Source organism: Devosia salina (assembly GCF_019504385.1).
Classification (GTDB): Bacteria; Pseudomonadota; Alphaproteobacteria; order Rhizobiales; family Devosiaceae; genus Devosia; species Devosia salina.
In genome coordinates this window covers 2,282,510-2,299,765 of the sequence record NZ_CP080590.1, presented here as the reverse complement: position 1 = coordinate 2,299,765, position 17,256 = coordinate 2,282,510, and the positions used below count along the sequence as shown (strand labels likewise).

Here is a 17,256-nt window from a genome sequence, read left to right as displayed (position 1 = left end):
ACCGGGCCGTAGGCCGATTGCGATGCTCTCTTCGAGAATTTCCGTCACGTGGAAATGGGCTCCGTGCGTGCTCGCGAAGGCAGCGGGGCGATGCTAGACTTGCACCATGCGCTCAATCATCCCGCCCAAATCCACAGATGCCGACCGGTCCGATCGCGTCCGCTCGGTGGAGCGCGCGCTTAGCCTGCTCGAAGTGCTCGGTGAGCGGGAGGAGGGATTCCGGCTCACCGACCTGGCGACAGAGACGGGTCTTTCCCATTCCACAGTCCATAGGCTGCTGACGACTCTGGAGGCCAGACGTTTCGTCGAGTTCGACCGCACGGACAATGTCTGGCATGTGGGGCGGCAGGCTTTCGTCGTCGGATCGGCCTTTGTGCGCCAACGCAATTTCGTGGCTTCAGCACTGCCCTTCCTGCGCCGGCTGCGCGACCAGACGCGGGAGACCACCAATCTGGGGGTGATCGATGATGGCGAGGTGGTGGTGCTCACCCAGGTCGAAAGCCGCGAGATCATGCGCGCCATTACCCGGGTCGGTGGTCGGGTACCGATGGTGACCTCGGGCATGGGCAAGGCGATTTTGGCCACCTACGCGCCGGCGGATATCTCAGCCATTATCGAGGCCAGGGGACTGATGAAGCGAACGCCGCAGTCGCTGGCCCGTGCCGCCGATCTTCGGGCCGAGCTGGAGATCATCCGTGCCCAGGGCTATGCAGTGGACAATGAGGAATTCATGTCCGGCCTTCGCTGCATCGGCGCTGTTGTTTACAATCACCAGGCAGAGGCGCAATGCGCCATATCAGTATCCGGCCTCTCCGGGCGCGTGACGCAGGATCGTATAGCGAGCCTTGGGACGCTGCTTAAGGCGACCGCCAGAGAGCTCACCATCGCGCTGGGTGGGGTCGAGCCGAGCCAGGTCTCAAGCCCTGCGGTCTGAGCGGCCGGCCGGCATGATTCGGACTCGACGGTCTATGCCTCGGAGAGGAAACGATTGCGCGACTCGAGGATGTGCTGGCGCATGGCCGCTTCGGCGTCGGCGCTGTTGCGCGCGCGAATGGCTGCGATTATCTGCTCATGTTCGTTGATCGCCGTCGAGGTTGCACGGGTGTGATAATAGAGCCTGAATAGGTGCACATGGACATAGAGGCGGGACAGTGCCTCTTGAACCAGTTCATTGCCGCTGCCCTCGGCAATCTTGTCATGAAAGGCGGCATCCTTGCGCGCGAATTCGCTATAGGCGTTGCGCGATCCGCCTGGGGAGATGCCGCCCATGTCGAGCGCCAATTGCTCAAGTTCGCCGATAGCCTCATCGCTCATTTTCTCGGCGGCCTGTCCGGCGGCAAAGGGCTCCAACAGGAGACGCAAGTCATAAAGCTGGGCGAGTTTGTTGCGGTCAATCTGATTGGTAGCGGTGTAGCCGATCAGATGGGTCTTGGTGACCAGCCCCTGTGCCTCAAGTCGAGACAGTGCCTCCCGGATCGGGGTTTGCGAGACGCCGAGTTCGCGCACTAGCGCGTCCACGGAAATTCGGCCTCCGGGCGGAATTTCGAGGGACATGAGCTGGGAATAGATGGCGTTATATACCTCCTCGCCCAGTCGCTGCGGTCGACGGATCGTAACTCTGCTTTCGGTTGCCACTGTCATCTCGCCCCAGTGTTGACAGGGCAGCCATAGCACCCTAGGGTCCGTTCCACAATAATATATCCGATCGGATTTTATATCTTGCCTACCCTTCCTGTCGAGAGTGTCAAAAACGTCATCAGCGGCCTGCTCCAGTCAAAGGGGGTGCCAGAGGTCAACGCGGACGTGCAGGTGGCGCTGTTGATCGATGCCGAGCTCCGCGGGCTGGCCTCGCATGGACTGCTGCGGCTGCCTCGCATCCTCGAGCGCATCGAAAACGGTGTTGCCGATCCGCAGGCCGAGGGTGTCGCGCAATGGGATGCGCCCGGTTTTCTGCGTGTCGACGGACAGAAGGGTCTGGGCCCGGTCGTGGCGATGTCGGCGCTATCGCTGGCCGCGGCTAGGGCACGTGAGCACGGCGTGGTGGTTGCCGCCATCACCAATGCCAATCATCTGGGAAGCCTGGCCTTCTATGCGGAGCGCGTTGCGCGGCAGGGCCAGTGCCTGATCGCGTTTTCGACCAGCGAGGCGCTGGTACATCCCTGGGGCGGGCGTCAAGCGATGATCGGTACCAATCCGATTGCCATCGGCATGCCGGGCGGGGACGAGCCCTTCGTTATGGATACTGCGACCAGTGTCGTCTCGATGGGTAAGATTCACGATCATGCCAACCGCGGCGAGCCGATTCCGGCCGATTGGGCGCTCGATGCGGACGGTGCCCCGACCACTGATGCCACGAAGGCCAAGTCCGGTGCGATCGCACCCTTCGGCGGCGCCAAGGGCTATGCGCTGGGCCTGGCTTTCGAATTGTTGGTTGCCGGGCTGGCCGGCGGGGCGCTGGGGCGGGACGTGCGGGGCACGCTCGATTCCACGACGGTCTGCAACAAGTCGGACCTGTTCATCGTCATCGATCATCCTGTGGAGCCCGTATCGGCCTATCTGGCGGCGATCCGCGATGCCGAGCCGGCGCAGGGTTTCAGCAACGTGCGCGTTCCCGGCGAGCGCGGCCGCGCCTTGCGCCGACAACGCCAGGCTGACGGCCTGCCGGTCGATGACGCCTTGTGGGCCCAGATTGTAGCGATGCGGCAAGAGATGGAGATCAGGTGATGTTTGGTGTCAACAGATCTCCGCGCAACGTCGTGTTCGGTGAAGGGCAGCGGGCCTCTATCGGCCGCTTTGCCGCGCAGCTGGGCCGCCGGGCGCTCGTCGTCACCGATGCTCGCATGGAAAATCTGCCCGAATTCAAGGCAATCCTCGATCAGCTCGACGCGGTCGGGCTGAAGCATGCGACATATTGTGGCGTCGAGGCCGAGTTGCCGGCCGCCTCACTGGATGGCGGGGTCGTCGTGGGGCAGGCGCTGGACGCCGATGTGGTGCTCGGCATTGGCGGGGGCAGTTGCCTGGATGCGGCAAAGGTTATCGCGCTGCTCCTGAGTCATGGAGGGCGGCCCTCAGACTACTACGGTGAGTTCAAGGTTCCTGGGCCGACGCTGCCAGTTATTGCCGTTCCTACGACGTCTGGTACCGGTTCGGAAGCGACGCCGGTGGCGGTGGTTTCCGACAAGGACCGGGCCCTCAAAGTCGGCATTGCCAGTCCGCACCTGGTCCCCCATACAGCCATCTGCGATCCCGAACTCACCTATACCTGTCCACCGGCGCTGACCGCCATTGCCGGGGCCGATGCCCTGGTGCATGCGATCGAGGCCTTCACCACAAAGCCGCGCACCACCGATGGCGCACTGGTGCATGACCATGTGTTTCTGGGCAAGAATGTCACCAGCGATCTCTACGCGCTCGAAGCGGTGCGGAGGATTGGTGTCGGTCTCGCACGGGCCTGCAGCCATCCCGATGATGTGCAGGCCCGGGCCGATGTAATGCTGGGGTCACTTTTGGCCGGACAGGCTTTCGGAGTGGCCGGGACCTCCATCTGTCATGCGGCGCAGTATCCGATCGGGGCCCGCACTCATACACCGCACGGCTTGGGCGTTGCGGCGATGCTGCCATATGCGCTGGAATTTAACCGGCATCATGCCGGGCGCGAGATCGCTCAGATCGGCATGGCGCTGGGAGCCGTCGGGACCGATGTCGCCGAGCAGGAAGCCGTCGAGGTGACCATCGTCTTCATCGAGAATTTGCTGGCCAATATCGGGGTGCCGCCCAATCTCGAGGCGCTGGGACTGGCTGCGACCGATCTCGACTGGACGGCGGAGAACGCCATGTCCGCCAATCGCTTGATCAAGAACAATCCCAGGACGATCGAACTCTCCGACATGGCGGCGCTGCTCCGGGCGGCCCATGCCGGCGATCGCATGCAATTGCGTCAGACCGAACACCGCGAGACCGCTTCATGAACAAGCCAATCATTCCCACCGGCCTTGGCCTCGACCCATCAGGCATTCCCACCGATCTGCATATTGCCGGGCAGTGGCGCGAGGCCCGCACTGGCCAGCGCATCGACGTGTTCGATCCATCGACAGGCGCCGTGATCGCGCGTGTCGCCGATGCTGGTGTCGAAGATGCATTGGATGCGGTGCGTGCAGCGGCCGATGCGCTGCCAGGCTGGTCGGCCACAGCGCCGCGCAAGCGCTCGGAGATCCTGCGACGTTGCTACGAGCTGATGATGGAACAGCAGGACATGCTGGCCGCGCTCATCGCGCTGGAGAACGGCAAGTCGCTCACCGACGCCAGGGGAGAGGTCGCCTATGCCGCCGAATTCTTCCGCTGGTTCGCCGAGGAAGCGGTACGTCTCAACGGTGAACTCTATACTGCGCCCAGCGGCGCCAACCGGATCATCGTTCAGTATCAGCCGATCGGCGTCGCGGTGCTTGTCACGCCGTGGAACTTTCCGGCGGCGATGGCGACGCGCAAAATCGCTCCGGCGCTGGCCGCGGGCTGCACGGTGGTGCTGAAGCCGGCCACAGAGACCCCGCTCACCGCCAATGTGCTGGCCGATATCTACAAGGAGGCGGGTGTGCCCGACGGGGTGGTCAATGTCTTTACCACCTCGAACGCGGGACCGACCATCAGCGCCCTGCTGCACGATCCCAGGGTGCGCAAACTCTCCTTCACCGGCTCGACGCCGGTCGGACGCAAGCTGCTGCGCGAAGCCGCCGACACGGTGATTTCGTGTTCGATGGAATTGGGCGGGAACGCGCCTTTCGTGGTGTTCGACGACGCCGATCTTGAGGCCGCGCTGGACGGGGCCATGGTGGCCAAGATGCGCAATGGGGGCGAGGCCTGCACGGCGGCCAACCGCTTCTATGTGCAGAAGGGCATTGCCAAGGCTTTTTCCGAAGGATTGGCGGCGCGCATGTCGGCGCTTCAGGTGGGCAAGGGCTATGACGCGGCCACCCAGTGCGGGCCGATGATCAACGCGGCGGCCGTCACCCGTATCGGAGAGATGGTCGATGCGGCGAAAAAAGCCGGCGCCGATGTGGTGGTGGGCGGCAAACCAGCCGAAGGGCCGGGTTATTTCTATCCCCCGACCGTGGTCGCTAGCGTGCCGGCCGATGCGCGCCTGATGCACGAGGAAATATTCGGGCCGGTGGCGCCGATCAGCGTCTTCGAGACCGAGGAGGAGGCGATCGCGCGGGCCAACGACACCGAATATGGACTGATTGCATATGTTTATACCCGCGACCTGGCGCGCGGCCTGCGCGTCTCCGAGCGCATCGAAAGCGGCATGGTCGGGCTCAATCGCGGACTGGTCTCTGACCCGGCCGCGCCCTTCGGCGGCGTGAAGCAGTCGGGCCTGGGCCGGGAAGGCGCCCATCACGGCATCCTCGAATTCACCGAAGCAAAGTACATCGCCACCAGCTGGTAGGCGGGAGAGGGAGACAGATGAAGATCACCAAGGTCGAGACCTTCCAGGTCGATTGGAGCGGCGAGGGGTTGCCGGGCGGCCAGGACCGGCCCGCAGGACGCAAAGGCCCGCGCAGCGCCTTTGTGCGCATCGAGACCGATGACGGTCTGTTCGGCATGGGCGAAGCCTCGCCCATGCAGGGTGGTCTGGCCTCGCTCGTCATCATCGCCCAGGACATGGCGCCTGCCCTGATCGGCGCCGACCCCCTCGACCATGCCATCCTGCTCGACACGCTGATGCACAAATGCATCAAGCTGGGACCGGAAGGCGCAATGACTGGTGCGTTGGCGGCGCTCGACACCGCGCTCTGGGACCTCAAGGGCAAGGCGCTTGGCCAACCGATCTACAAGCTGCTCGGTGGCGCCTGGCGCAAGCAGATGCCCTGCTACGCCTCCATCGGCGGCAATGCCTGGCGGACGGTGGACGAAGTGCTGGCCGTGGTGGAACGGCGGGTGGAGAAGGAAAAGCCGGCAGCGGTCAAGATCCGCTGGGATGGCGACCGCACGAGGCAGGACGTCGACATCGCCGGTGACATCAGGAAGGCTGCGGCCGTTCGCAAGCTGCTTGGCGACGATTTCGTCCTCGGATTCGATGCCAATAATGGCTATTCGATCGGCGGCGCCATGCGCGTCGGCCGGGCGCTTGAGGACCTGGGCTATACCTGGTTCGAAGAGCCGGTGCAGCACTATCACATCTCGGCCATGGGCGAAGTCGCCCAGCGGCTCGACATAACGGTGTCGGCCGGCGAGCAGACCTATACGCTGCAGGGCCTCAAGGATTTGATCAATGCCGGGGTGCGCATGGTGCAGCCCGACATCACCAAGATGGGCGGCATTACCGGCCTTATGCAATGCGCCGCCATCGCTCATGCCCATGGCGTCGAACTGGTGCCGCACCAGACCCAGCCGTCCCTGGGCCACCTGGCCAATCTGCATGTTCTGTCCACGCTCATTCATCTGAGCAAACCGGTGGAACTGGCTGACGGCTGGGAGCGCGCCGGTGCCATTTTCGAAAACCCATCCGAACCCAAAAATGGCCTGTTCACCGTCCCGGACGCACCGGGGTTGGGAGCGGTCTTTGATCAGTCGGAACTGCAACGGCGCAGCGTTCCGATTTCCATCTAGCGCCAATAGGGAGGAATAAAATGACAATCAGCAGACGCAGCTTTCTGGCTCGCAGCGGAGCCCTAGGCGCCGCATCCTTCGCGGCCATGCATCTGGCGATGCCCCGAGCCTATGGGCAGACCGAGGACGGCACGATTTCAATCGCGCTGGCCGCTCGTTCGCCTAACGGCATCAATCCGCAGCAATCGGGTCTCACCGGCGGCGACAACTGGGCGCTGTACCAAGTATTCAACGCCCTGGTTGCGTCAAAGCCCGGTACTTTTGCGGTCACCCCGGAGGACTTCCAGCCGGCTCTGGCCGAAAGTTGGGAAGTGTCGGAAGACGCCCGCACCTGGACCTATCACCTGCGTCGAGGTGTGCAGTTCCACAAGGGTTATGGGGAGATGACGTCAAAGGACGTCATGTTCACCTATGGCCGCCAGCTCGATCCGGAGGTCGTCTCCGCGGGAAAGGTACTGTTCGGCAATATCGAGAGCATCGATGCCCCGGATGACTATACATTCGTGGTCACCCTGGTTCGTCCCGATCCGTTGTTCAATGCCAGCACGGCGGTGACGTTGGCGGCCAGCATCATCTGCCAGGCGGCCTTCGAGGAAAAAGGCGAGGCCTTCAATCTCGATCCGGTCGGCACGGGTGCCTATTATGTCGAAAGCACCGATGAATCGGGCATCAACCTGACGGCCTTCGACGAGCACTGGAACGGCCCAGCGGCCACCCGCAATATCCGGGTCTCCTTCATCGCCGATACCACGGCGCGGACGCTGGCCTTTGCGTCGGGGCAGGTGGACATGATTGAGGGGGTGCGGCAGCCGGGCTGGATCCCGACCATGCGTCAGCGCGATGCCAACACGATCTTCGATGCCACCGCACCGGGCAGCTTCAACACCTTGCACCTCAACCTGCAGCGAGAGCCGCTGGACAACATCAAGGTGCGTCAGGCCTTCCGCTATGCCATCGATAATTCTCAGATCGCCGAGGCTTATGGCGAACTCAGCACACCGATGGTCGGCATCATCGCACCGCAATTCGCCGGTTCGGTGACCAAGGAAGAGTTGCCCGAGGAGCTCAAATACGAGCCCAGCATCGACAAGGCTAAGGAACTGCTCGCAGAAGCCGGATTCCCCGACGGGGTGACAATTCCGTGCTTCACCAGCCAGCGCGAGGACTATGCCACGATCATGTTGATGATCCAGGAGCAGCTTCGGGCAGCCGGGATCAATCTGGATCTGAATATCATCGATCATGCAACGATGCATGCGGAGAACAATACCGACAAGAATTCGCTCACTCTGAATTCGTCGAGCTTCCCGCCGGTGCCCACCATGCCGTTCCTGCAGCGTCTGGCCGCCTCGGCGGACACCAAACCCGACGGCAGTGGACAGGGCAATTACAGCCATTATGGTGTCGCTATCCCCGGCATCGACGATCTGCTGGATCAGGCTCAGGACGAGCCCGATTTCGACAAGCGTATCGAGGTGATCAAGCAGATTGAGGAGAAGGTTCTCACCGATCTTCCCCTGCTCGGCATCATCACCCTGTCGTATGTGATCGCCCGCAATCCACGGGTGGATCTTGGCTTCGAGGTCCAGTCCGGTTATGCCTATTGGCCCCTGAACCAAGCCCGCATTACAGGCTGATCCGGGGAGGGTCGCGAACATGCTCCGCATGATCTTATTGCGTCTGGTCGACGCCATTCCAACGGTTCTGTTGGTCTTGACGCTGGTCTTCGTGGCCCTCCGCATTCTTCCCGGTGACCCGGCGCAGGTGGCGCTGGGTGACATGGCGACGCCTGATCAGCTCGAATTGTTCCGCGAGCAGATGGGGCTCAACCTGCCGCTCTGGCAGCAATATTTCATCTTTATCTGGGATATGTTGACGCTCAATCTGGGGCGCTCGTTGGTCTCCAATACCCCCGTGGCTCAGATCATCGCCACCAATCTGCCCTACACAATCGAACTGACAATCGTCGCCACCGGCATGGGGGTGCTTTTTGGCGTGCCTTTGGGCGTGCTCGCCGCCACCAATCGCAACAAGTTGCCGGACAATGGCGTGCGCATTTTTTCGCTGATCGGCTATGCCATTCCCGATTTTTATCTCGGGGCGCTGCTGCTGATTGTCTTCGCACTCAATCTGGGCTGGTTCCCGATCAATGGCGGCGGCACCGATTTCGCCAGCCGCATGTACCACGTGTTCCTGCCGGCCCTGACTCTGGCCATGGTCAAGACTGCCTTTTTGGGTCGCCTTACCCGCACCTCGTTGCTCGAGGTGCTGGGACGCGACTACGTGCGCACGGCCAGGGCCAAGGGCGCCAGGGAAGGTCGCGTCATATACCGCCACGGCCTGCGCAATGCGCTGCTGCCCATCACCACGGGATTGGGACTAAGCCTTCTGGCGACACTGTCCGGGTCGGTGGCGATCGAGATGGTGTTCAACCGACCGGGCTTAGGAGAAACGCTGATCAGCGCCATTGCCGAGCGGGATTATCCGGTCATTCAAGCCGGCGCAGTAATCTTCGCCTTCTTCGTCGTCTTCATCAACCTCCTGATCGACATCGCCTATATTGTGATCGATCCGCGTATTCGGGTTCAGTAATGACCAGTATCGAAACCACGCCGGCTAGCGGTCGGGGCGAGTCACCGTTTCTTACCGGTCTTGCCGCCATCTTTCTGGGGCGTCCCGTGACGATCGTGGCGGCCTGCGTAATCCTCATCTTCGGCTGTATCGCGATCTTTGCGCCAATGCTGGCACCCTATGACCCGCTGGCGCAGAGCTATCTCAAGATCAATGCCTATCCCTCCGCGGAAAACTGGCTGGGTACCGACCAGTTCGGTCGTGACGTTTTGTCTCGATTAATCTATGGCTCCCGCAATTCGCTCATCTTCGGCCTTATCGCGCCGGTACTCGCGGCGCTGGTCGGCACCACATTGGGGGTGATTGCGGGCTATTTCGGTGGCATATTTGACCGCCTCGTCACCCGCCTCATCGATCTTCTGCTCGCCTTTCCCGAACTGCTTCTGGCCATCATCATCTCGGCTGCGCTGGGCGGCGGATTCTGGAACATCATCATCGTTTTGACTATCGCCTTCGTGCCTGGATTCGCCAGGGTGGCACGGGCATCGACCCTGTCGGTCAAGCAGGAGCCTTATATTGAGGCGGCAATTGCAGTCGGGGTGCGCACGCCGGTTATCATTCTGCGCCATGTCGTGCCAAATATCGCGGCGCCGATTGTGGTGCTGATGACCCTTTGGGTGGCCTCGGCCATTCGCCTGGAAGCGGCATTGAGCTTTCTCGGCATGGGCACGCGGCCGCCCCATCCGAGCTGGGGCAATATCATCCGCGACGGCTTAAGCAATATCTTCGGTTCGCCCTGGCCGATCATCGGCGCTGGTTTTGCCATCACCCTGGTAGTGTTGTCCTTCAACCTCATCGGCGATGCCATTCGGGACGTCCTTGATCCGGAGATCAGCGAATGAATAAGCCGTTGTTGAGTATCAAAGACCTCTCGGTGGAGTTCGGTTCACCACAGAACCCCATCCGGGTGGTGGATTCGGTGGGTTTTGAGATCGAAATGGGGGGCGCCGTCGGCCTCGTCGGGGAATCCGGATCTGGCAAGTCGATCACTTCGCTGTCCATCCTAAGGCTTATTCCCGAGCCGCCAGGACGGATCGTCTCGGGCAGTATTGCCTTCGAGGGCCAGGACCTACTCAAGCTGCCAAAATCGCGGATGCCTGCCATACGCGGCCGCGATATCGCCATGATTTTTCAGGAGCCGATGAGTTCGCTCAATCCGGTGATGACCATCGGCGACCAAATTGAAGAGGCGATCAAGCTGCATGAGCGTCTGGATCCGCGCACGCGCCGCGAAAAGGCCATCGAGATGCTGGGCCTTGTCGGCATTCCCGATCCGGCTTCGCGCATGGGCGCCTATCCACACCAGTTCTCCGGCGGCATGCGCCAGCGTGTCATGATTGCCATGGCGCTGGCCTGCAATCCCAAACTGCTGATCGCTGATGAGCCGACCACGGCACTGGATGTCACCATTCAGGCACAGGTGCTCGAGCTGATGAAGTCCATCCGCAACAAGACCAATTCCGCCGTTCTGCTGATCTCACACGATCTGGGGGTTATCGCCGAAGTCTGCGACCGTGTAGTGGTGATGTATGCGGGACGAGTTGTTGAGGATGCGGATGTGAATTCGATTTTCGCAGATCCCCGACATCCCTATACGCAGGGCCTGCTGCGCTCGATCCCCCGTCTTAACGATGATCGCGCCCGGCTCTACCAGATTGCGGGCTCGGTGCCGCCCGCGGGTTCGGTGCGCCAGGGCTGTCCCTTCTATGCCCGCTGCGAGGTGCGGCAGGTTCGATGCCAGCAGGAGATGCCACCCATGTTCGACATGAGTGTGAACCACAAGGCGGCCTGCTGGGTTGCCGGGGAGAACGCCCAATGACCGCCCCCCTGTTGCGTGCAGAAAATCTAGGCAAGGTGTTCGGCGATGCCGGGGGCATCGGCTTCCGGCCCGCCAGACCGCCCGTTCATGCGGTGGATGGCGTCGATTTTGACGTCAAGCGCGGTGAAACGCTGGCCGTGGTGGGTGAATCGGGCTGCGGCAAATCCACGCTCGGCCGGCTGCTGCTGCGCCTGATCGAACCGAGCCAGGGACAGATCTATTTCGAGGGTCAGGACCTGACAACGCTGAGCAAGGCTGGTCTGCGGCAATTGCGGCAGAAGATGCAGATGGTGTTCCAGGACCCTTATGGCTCGCTCAGTCCGCGCCGCACGGTGGGCCAGATCATCGCCGAGCCGCTCGAAGTGTTCGGACTAGCGGGCTCGGTGCGACAAAAGCGCGACGCAGTGGCGGCGCTGCTGGAACAGGTCGGCCTGCCGACTGCCGCCATGGACCGGCATCCACGGCAATTTTCGGGCGGTCAGCGCCAGCGAATTGGCATTGCCCGGGCTATTGCGCTCGACCCGGCCTTCATTGTGGCGGATGAACCTGTCTCGGCGCTGGACGTATCTGTGCAGGCGCAGATCGTTAACCTGTTGCAGGACTTGCAGGCCCAGCGCGGCTTCTCTTATCTGTTCATCGCCCATGACCTGGCGGTGGTCCAACATATCGCCGACCGCGTCATGGTGATGTATCTGGGACGGGTGGTGGAAATCGGCCCCAAAAACCAAGTCTATGGTGCGCCGCATCACCCCTACACCCAGGCGCTGCTCTCTGCAGCGCCGGAACCGGATCCTACGCGAAAAGGAAATCGGATCGTCCTGGAGGGCGACGTGCCTAGCCCCACCAAGGTTCCGCCAGGCTGTAGTTTCCATACGCGTTGTCCTTTGGCCCAACCACTATGCCGGGAGAAAGTACCGCCATTGGCAGAAGTGGCGCCAGGTCAGGCTGCGGCATGTCATTTTGCTGCACCTTTTCCGATTAAGATTTAGCTGGCGCCGCAGCGCGAGGGTTCGAGCAGCACCCGCTTCGAGAATAAGCACCCAGGCAGTGAAACTTAGGATCGGGGAATTGTTGTGCTCTACTGGTCGGTCCGTCGGGTGGCACTCTCTCTTTCTGGCTCTGACTCGAACCTGGCGGGAAGGGCAGGGGCCTTTAATAATCCGTCGGGCAGCAACGCGCCCCATTCCTGCCACTCATGATCCCCGATCAGGATCGCGTTGCTGTGACGAGGCGAGACGGTCCACTCGCCGCGCCCACCGCTCCCCCTCACAACGTCACTCCTGATCGCCCATTTCCAGGCCGGTCCATCCGAAGGAACCGCTAGCTGCCACCAATTGCCGGTGAAGTTCGTCGATCAGCACGGCCTTGGCCCCCGAACGCGACTCGATCAATCCGATCTGCCGAAACACCTGGGGATTGCCGAAAGGGGCGGTGACGAGCGGCACGCTGCTTTCCGCAACCGCAATCTGCGGCACGACTGATACGCCCAGCCCATTGATGACACAGGCCGTGATTGAGGAGACTGTGTCCATTTCGGCGACCTCGTTGAGTACGACATTCATCCTGGCCAATTCGCGGTCGATCATATGAGCAAGTGGGACATTGCTGCGGAACCGCACGAAGGGAAATCTTGCCAGCAAATCCGAGGCTGATCCCGCTGCGGTTCCGGGCGGGGCGATCACCAAGAGGGGTTCGCGCAGGAACGGACGCCAGCGCAATGTCGACGGAAATTCGTTGATTTCGGCCACCATCGCCGCGTCGAGCCGACCCACCACGACATCAGACATCAACGTCTCGGACATCGAAACGCGCAACTTGGTGCGCACCTGCGGATAAAGAGCATTGAGACGGGTAATGGCGTTTGGCAGGAGGCCAAGAGCACTGGTGCGAACAGACCCAAGGGAAAGGGTGCCGCTGATGCTCGTGCCGTTGATCGCATCTACGACGGAGTCGGTGAGGCGGAGCACTTCCTCGGCAAGGCTGACCATCTGCATGCCTGCCGGTGTGAGGCTGGGGGGGCGGCTGGAGCGATCGAAGAGAGATGCCCCGACTTCCGACTCAAGTGCTTGAATCTGCTGGCTGACCGCCGAGGGCGTCAGGTTGACCAGTTCGGCCGCCCGGGCAAAGCTGCCGGTGCGGGCAATGGCCGTCAGCGACTTGAGTTGCCTTGTGTCCATGTTAAGTTTCTCTAATTATAATGGAAAGAATTACCCGCTTTGATTTAGACTGTCTATTGATAAGGTTCCTCATAGACCGGCGGAAGGCCGGCTAGGAGGATTTATGGCATCGACTATCCTGATCACCGGGCCAAGCCTGGCTCCAGCCGCCGTGGCCGTGCTGAGCGAGGCCGGCTATGAGCCGGTCTATCTCCCGGCCTATGCGGATGCAGAGGTGCTCAGGTCCCATGTGGTCGAGCACCGGCCGATCGCAATCATTTCGCGCATGGGCCGCATCGAGGCCCCGATCTTTGAGATCGCTCCGCAACTCAGGATAGTTTCCAAGCATGGCGTGGGGGTCGACAATATTGACCTCGATGCAGCAAGCGCCCATGACGTGCCGGTCATCGTCGCCTCGGGAGCCAATGCGGTTTCGGTCGCCGAGCATGCCCTGGCCTTGCTGGTCGCGGTGGCCAAGCGCCTGGTGCCACTCGACCGGGGCTTGCGGGAGGGACGTTGGGAAAAGCCCGATTTCAAGGGTCGCGAGCTTGCCGGATCGACCATGGGGCTGGTCGCCTTCGGGGCTATTGCCCAGCACACTGCGCGCCTGGCCAAGGCCTTCGACATGGCCGTCATCGCCTATGACCCATTCGCCGCCGACGAGGTCTTCGTGCGCTGCGGTGTGGGGCGCGCGAGCTCGGTTGAGGACCTGTTGCAAAACTGCGATGTCATCAGCCTTCATTGCCCGCTGACCGAACAGACGCGCGGCCTGATCAATCGCGGGTCGCTGGCCCTGATGCGAGAGGATGCTATCCTCATCAACACGGCGCGGGGCGGGCTTATCGATGAGGCGGCATTGATCGAGGCACTCGACGCCGGAAAAATCGCCGGCGCCGGCCTTGATACCTTTGCCAAGGAGCCGCCCGCTGCGGACCATCCCTTCTTTGCTAGCGACCGGGTCGTCCTGACACCCCATATCGGTGGCGTCACCACCGCGGCCAATGCCCGGGTGGGTGTCGAGGCAGCCCAAGGCGTCATCGACTACCTCGCGGGTCGCCCGCTGCCAGCCAGCCGCATCGTCAATCGCGAGCAGCTATCAAAGAGTGCCGCAGTTCAGTTGGCAGGAGGCCTGCAATGATCCCTGGATTCCGAGTCCTCCAGCGCCAAAGGCGGGTCTCCGGCGAACTGGTGGAGCAATTTCGGACGCTTCCCGTCGCCAATGTGAGCGACAGCATGCATCGCATGAGTGCTGCCGGTCCGCGTCTCGCCATGATGCATCGGGACGGGCAGCTGGCCGGCCCGGCGCTGACCGTCAAGACGCGGCCGGGCGACAATCTCATGCTCCATAAGGCCATCGATATGGCCGAGCCGGGCGACGTCATCGTCGTTGATGCGGGTGGCGATCTCACCAACTCGCTCATGGGAGAGTTGATGCTGGCCTAACCGGCTCCATGAAGTTGTGAGAGCGACGCGATGTGATGGCGAAACCGGTCAGGCCGGAAACAGGGACAACCCGTCGAATGTCTGAGGCATCATAGCCTGAATTTAAGATTGGGACCCTGTTCGCCGGCCCCATCAGGGCCAGCAGTCTCTACTGACTGCATCAACAGGCCGGACAGAAGACTGCACCCGACCAACGCGCCAGAACACCGAATTACCTCTTGCAATGCGGGGGCCATCCACAGAAGACATCCGGGCCCCTCGGTCGATTTCCGGAAAGCTGCCATCCGAAACGGCTCAGCAGAAACGCTCTAATGGGGTGGAGACCGGACTGCCAGGCTGTGGAAGGAGGGCATCGAAAGCAGACAAGGGCAGGCGAGGCATCTCTTCTGGAGCAGCAATCGGCCATGTGCGGTTCTAAGCTTCATGCTCAGGATCAATAGGTTCCCTCATACGCCTGAGCCGAAGACGCGGCACGATCAGGGCACTTCCGCCCAAAAGGTTGCTTGTTGCCTTACGTACCTCACCGAAGCTAGCATGGGGCACTCACCGCAGAAGTGAGCAGCCAAATGGCTGATCGAAGGAGGAAGAAATTTTCAGCGTAGAGATAGACGGTCCGCGTCAGGCAATGATGACGGACCGGGCCGAACCGCGTGCCAGCGGAGATGTCGTCAAGGTGAAGATCCTTGTCGCACCCATGTGTACGGAATGGCAGGGTTGGCGCGCCGGAACGCATTCGTGCGAACTTGGTCACGAAGCAGTGGGACTTGTTGTCGATGCGGCTAATTCGACGCGGCTCAGGACTGGCGACCGGGTCATCGTCATGCCGCATGCCGGATGCGGCACCTGTCCGGCCTGCGAGGCGGGCGAGCATATCCACTGCATCGAGCAGCGTGACCTGTTGGTCGAAACCGGATCAACCAGCGGTATCGGCACCTATGCAGATTATCTGCTAAAGCCCGACTACCTGCTGCACAAGGTACCTGACGACATCGAGACCGATCATGCGGCGATGGCAGTTTGTGCCCTTGGGCCCAGTTTCACTGCGATGGAGCGAATGGGGGTCAAGGCCGGTGAGACCCTGCTTGTGTCTGGTTGCGGCGCAGTCGGCCTTGGAGCGGTGGTCAATGGCAGGACAATAGGTGCGCGTGTCATCGCGCTCGAGCTTCATCCCTATCGGGCTGAACTGGCGCGCAAGCTCGGTGCGGAACTTGTTCTCGATCCGCGGGCGGAGGACATTCTTCAGCAGGTGCAGGCTCTAACCGGCGGATACGGCGCCGATGCCGGCATCGAGACCAGCAACAATCCTTCGGCGCCACCAGTTGTTCTGGAACTAATCCGCGCCCGCGGCCGCCTTTCCTTCGTCACTTGGTCGGGTGAGTTGCCGGTCAAACGCATTACCGGCAAGGGAGTCGAAATCTATGGCTGCTGGCACTGGAACCATGATCGGTTTGGCGACGCGATGATGCAACGCCTGCGCGATGCGCGGCCATTGCTCGACGCGCTTATGACACACCGCTTCAGCATGGCAGATGTGGCGAAGGCTTTCGCGCTGCAGGAAACAGGGTCCTGCGGCAAGGTTCTGCTCTACCCAGCCGGGGTGCCGGAGCATCGGAACCAGCACAATTCGCAGCCGGAGGACGTACAATGACCCTTCGGATCGGCGGCTATGGCATCGACTATCAGGGCGATCCGGACGCATATGCACGCGCGCATGTGGAGTTCGGATACAACGCCGCCTATATGCCCAATATCAGCATCGACAAGCACGAGGAGATCGCCGCTATCGTCAAGGCCATGGCTGCTGCTGATGTCGTCATCGCCGAGGGTGGCGCGTGGAAGAACCTCATTGCGCATGACGATGCACAACGACGGGCTAATCTCGACTATGCCGTCCACCAGTTGGCGCTCGCCGAGGAGATGGGTGCCCGGGCCTGCGTTGCCTTTCATGGCACGGTCGGCCATGCAGGTGATCCGTGGCAGTTGAGTGACAACTACGACTATGGCCCGCATCCCGATAACCAGAGTGAAGCGGGATTTCAGCGGGCTGTCGATACGGCCCGCTATGTGATCGACGCGGTCAAGCCAAAGCGGACCAAATTCTCGCTTGAGATGGTGCCCTGGCTCGTCACCGACACGGCCGAGAACTACCTGAAGCTACTCAAGGCGATCGACCGCCCGCAGTTCGGCGCCCATATCGATGCGGTGAACATGGTGATCACACCAAGGCTCTACTTCAACAGTGGGCGCATGATCCGGGAAGCCTTTGCGCTTCTGGGGCCCTGGGTGGTTTCTTGCCACGCCAAGGATATAGTAATGCAGGGTGGCCCAGGTACAATCTCGTTCCACATGGACGAAGTGCCGCCTGGCGAGGGTAATCTCGACTATGCCGCCTACCTGTCCGAGATACATAGGCTCGGTCGTGACGTGCCGCTGATGCTTGAGCATTTCGATGTGCAGGCGTACCGGCGCGGTTTGGCACATATTAAGTTGGTTGCTCAAAGGCTGAGCTTGTCTTGACCTGCAGTCGGTTAGCACGGAGTCGCGTTGACGGCTGGCGATGCGCGGCGTTGCGCCCCCTGCCAGCTCGCCCGGATCGAGGCGTGT

General features: G+C 61.6%; 15 protein-coding genes and 1 pseudogene. 14 read left to right on the top strand and 2 right to left on the bottom strand.

Annotation, left to right across the window (positions count from 1 at the left end; all coding sequences use genetic code 11):
- Positions 1-106: 106 nt before the first annotated feature.
- Entirely contained in the window at positions 107-934 is an 828-nt protein-coding gene (locus K1X15_RS11115) for an IclR family transcriptional regulator (protein ID WP_220303671.1), read from the top strand.
- A 32-nt stretch (positions 935-966) separates the two neighbouring features.
- Here K1X15_RS11115 and K1X15_RS11110 read toward each other — a convergent pair whose 3' ends face one another.
- Entirely contained in the window at positions 967-1,641 is a 675-nt protein-coding gene (locus K1X15_RS11110; protein WP_220303670.1) for a GntR family transcriptional regulator, read from the bottom strand.
- A 78-nt stretch (positions 1,642-1,719) separates the two neighbouring features.
- On the opposite strand from K1X15_RS11110, the gene K1X15_RS11105 reads away from it, so the two are divergent.
- Genes K1X15_RS11105 through K1X15_RS11065 form a run of 9 tightly spaced genes read left to right on the top strand, consistent with a single transcriptional unit; the run spans position 1,720 to position 12,042 of the window.
- Positions 1,720-2,724 carry an Ldh family oxidoreductase gene (locus K1X15_RS11105; RefSeq protein ID WP_220303669.1) on the top strand — a complete coding sequence of 335 codons (1,005 nt, stop codon included), beginning with the start codon at positions 1,720-1,722 and terminating at the stop codon, positions 2,722-2,724.
- Positions 2,724-3,968 carry an iron-containing alcohol dehydrogenase gene (locus tag K1X15_RS11100; RefSeq protein WP_220303668.1) on the top strand — a complete coding sequence of 415 codons (1,245 nt, stop codon included), beginning with the start codon at positions 2,724-2,726 and terminating at the stop codon, positions 3,966-3,968. The genes K1X15_RS11105 and K1X15_RS11100 overlap by 1 nt, the downstream gene beginning before the upstream one ends.
- Entirely contained in the window at positions 3,965-5,440 is a 1,476-nt protein-coding gene (locus K1X15_RS11095) for an NAD-dependent succinate-semialdehyde dehydrogenase (protein WP_220303667.1), read from the top strand. Before K1X15_RS11100 ends, K1X15_RS11095 begins: the two co-directional genes overlap by 4 nt.
- A 17-nt stretch (positions 5,441-5,457) precedes the next feature.
- Positions 5,458-6,603: a mandelate racemase/muconate lactonizing enzyme family protein gene (locus K1X15_RS11090; RefSeq protein WP_220303666.1), complete on the top strand. Its 1,146-nt coding sequence runs from the start codon at positions 5,458-5,460 to the stop codon at positions 6,601-6,603.
- 20 nt (positions 6,604-6,623) lie between these two features.
- The gene (locus K1X15_RS11085; protein WP_220303665.1) at positions 6,624-8,240 is read left to right on the top strand and encodes an ABC transporter substrate-binding protein; all 1,617 of its coding nucleotides are present in this window, start codon (positions 6,624-6,626) and stop codon (positions 8,238-8,240) included.
- A gap of 19 nt (positions 8,241-8,259) precedes the next feature.
- Positions 8,260-9,195, top strand: a complete 936-nt coding sequence (locus tag K1X15_RS11080) for an ABC transporter permease (RefSeq protein ID WP_220303664.1) — start codon at positions 8,260-8,262, stop codon at positions 9,193-9,195.
- The gene (locus tag K1X15_RS11075) at positions 9,195-10,076 is read left to right on the top strand and encodes an ABC transporter permease (RefSeq protein WP_220303663.1); all 882 of its coding nucleotides are present in this window, start codon (positions 9,195-9,197) and stop codon (positions 10,074-10,076) included. Before K1X15_RS11080 ends, K1X15_RS11075 begins: the two co-directional genes overlap by 1 nt.
- Entirely contained in the window at positions 10,073-11,053 is a 981-nt protein-coding gene (locus tag K1X15_RS11070) for an ABC transporter ATP-binding protein (protein ID WP_220303662.1), read from the top strand. The genes K1X15_RS11075 and K1X15_RS11070 overlap by 4 nt, the downstream gene beginning before the upstream one ends.
- Positions 11,050-12,042 (top strand): ABC transporter ATP-binding protein, encoded by a 993-nt coding sequence (locus K1X15_RS11065; RefSeq protein WP_220303661.1) that lies wholly within the window; start codon positions 11,050-11,052, stop codon positions 12,040-12,042. Before K1X15_RS11070 ends, K1X15_RS11065 begins: the two co-directional genes overlap by 4 nt.
- A 285-nt stretch (positions 12,043-12,327) precedes the next feature.
- On the opposite strand, the gene K1X15_RS11060 is transcribed toward K1X15_RS11065, so the two are convergent.
- The gene (locus K1X15_RS11060) at positions 12,328-13,230 is read right to left on the bottom strand and encodes a LysR substrate-binding domain-containing protein (RefSeq protein WP_220303660.1); all 903 of its coding nucleotides are present in this window, start codon (positions 13,228-13,230) and stop codon (positions 12,328-12,330) included.
- A gap of 103 nt (positions 13,231-13,333) precedes the next feature.
- Between K1X15_RS11060 and K1X15_RS11055 the strand changes: the two genes are divergently transcribed.
- The 4 genes and pseudogenes from K1X15_RS11055 (at position 13,334) to K1X15_RS11040 (ending at position 17,169) form a co-directional block, all read left to right on the top strand.
- Positions 13,334-14,347, top strand: a complete 1,014-nt coding sequence (locus K1X15_RS11055; RefSeq protein WP_220303659.1) for a hydroxyacid dehydrogenase — start codon at positions 13,334-13,336, stop codon at positions 14,345-14,347.
- Positions 14,344-14,649, top strand: a pseudogene (locus K1X15_RS11050) (RraA family protein); the annotation flags it as partial. The gene K1X15_RS11055 and the pseudogene K1X15_RS11050, both read left to right, overlap by 4 nt.
- A 628-nt stretch (positions 14,650-15,277) precedes the next feature.
- Positions 15,278-16,300, top strand: coding sequence for a zinc-dependent alcohol dehydrogenase (locus K1X15_RS11045; protein ID WP_240549468.1), 1,023 nt, complete (start codon positions 15,278-15,280; stop codon positions 16,298-16,300).
- The gene (locus tag K1X15_RS11040; protein ID WP_220303657.1) at positions 16,297-17,169 is read left to right on the top strand and encodes a sugar phosphate isomerase/epimerase family protein; all 873 of its coding nucleotides are present in this window, start codon (positions 16,297-16,299) and stop codon (positions 17,167-17,169) included. The genes K1X15_RS11045 and K1X15_RS11040 overlap by 4 nt, the downstream gene beginning before the upstream one ends.
- Positions 17,170-17,256: the final 87 nt, after the last annotated feature.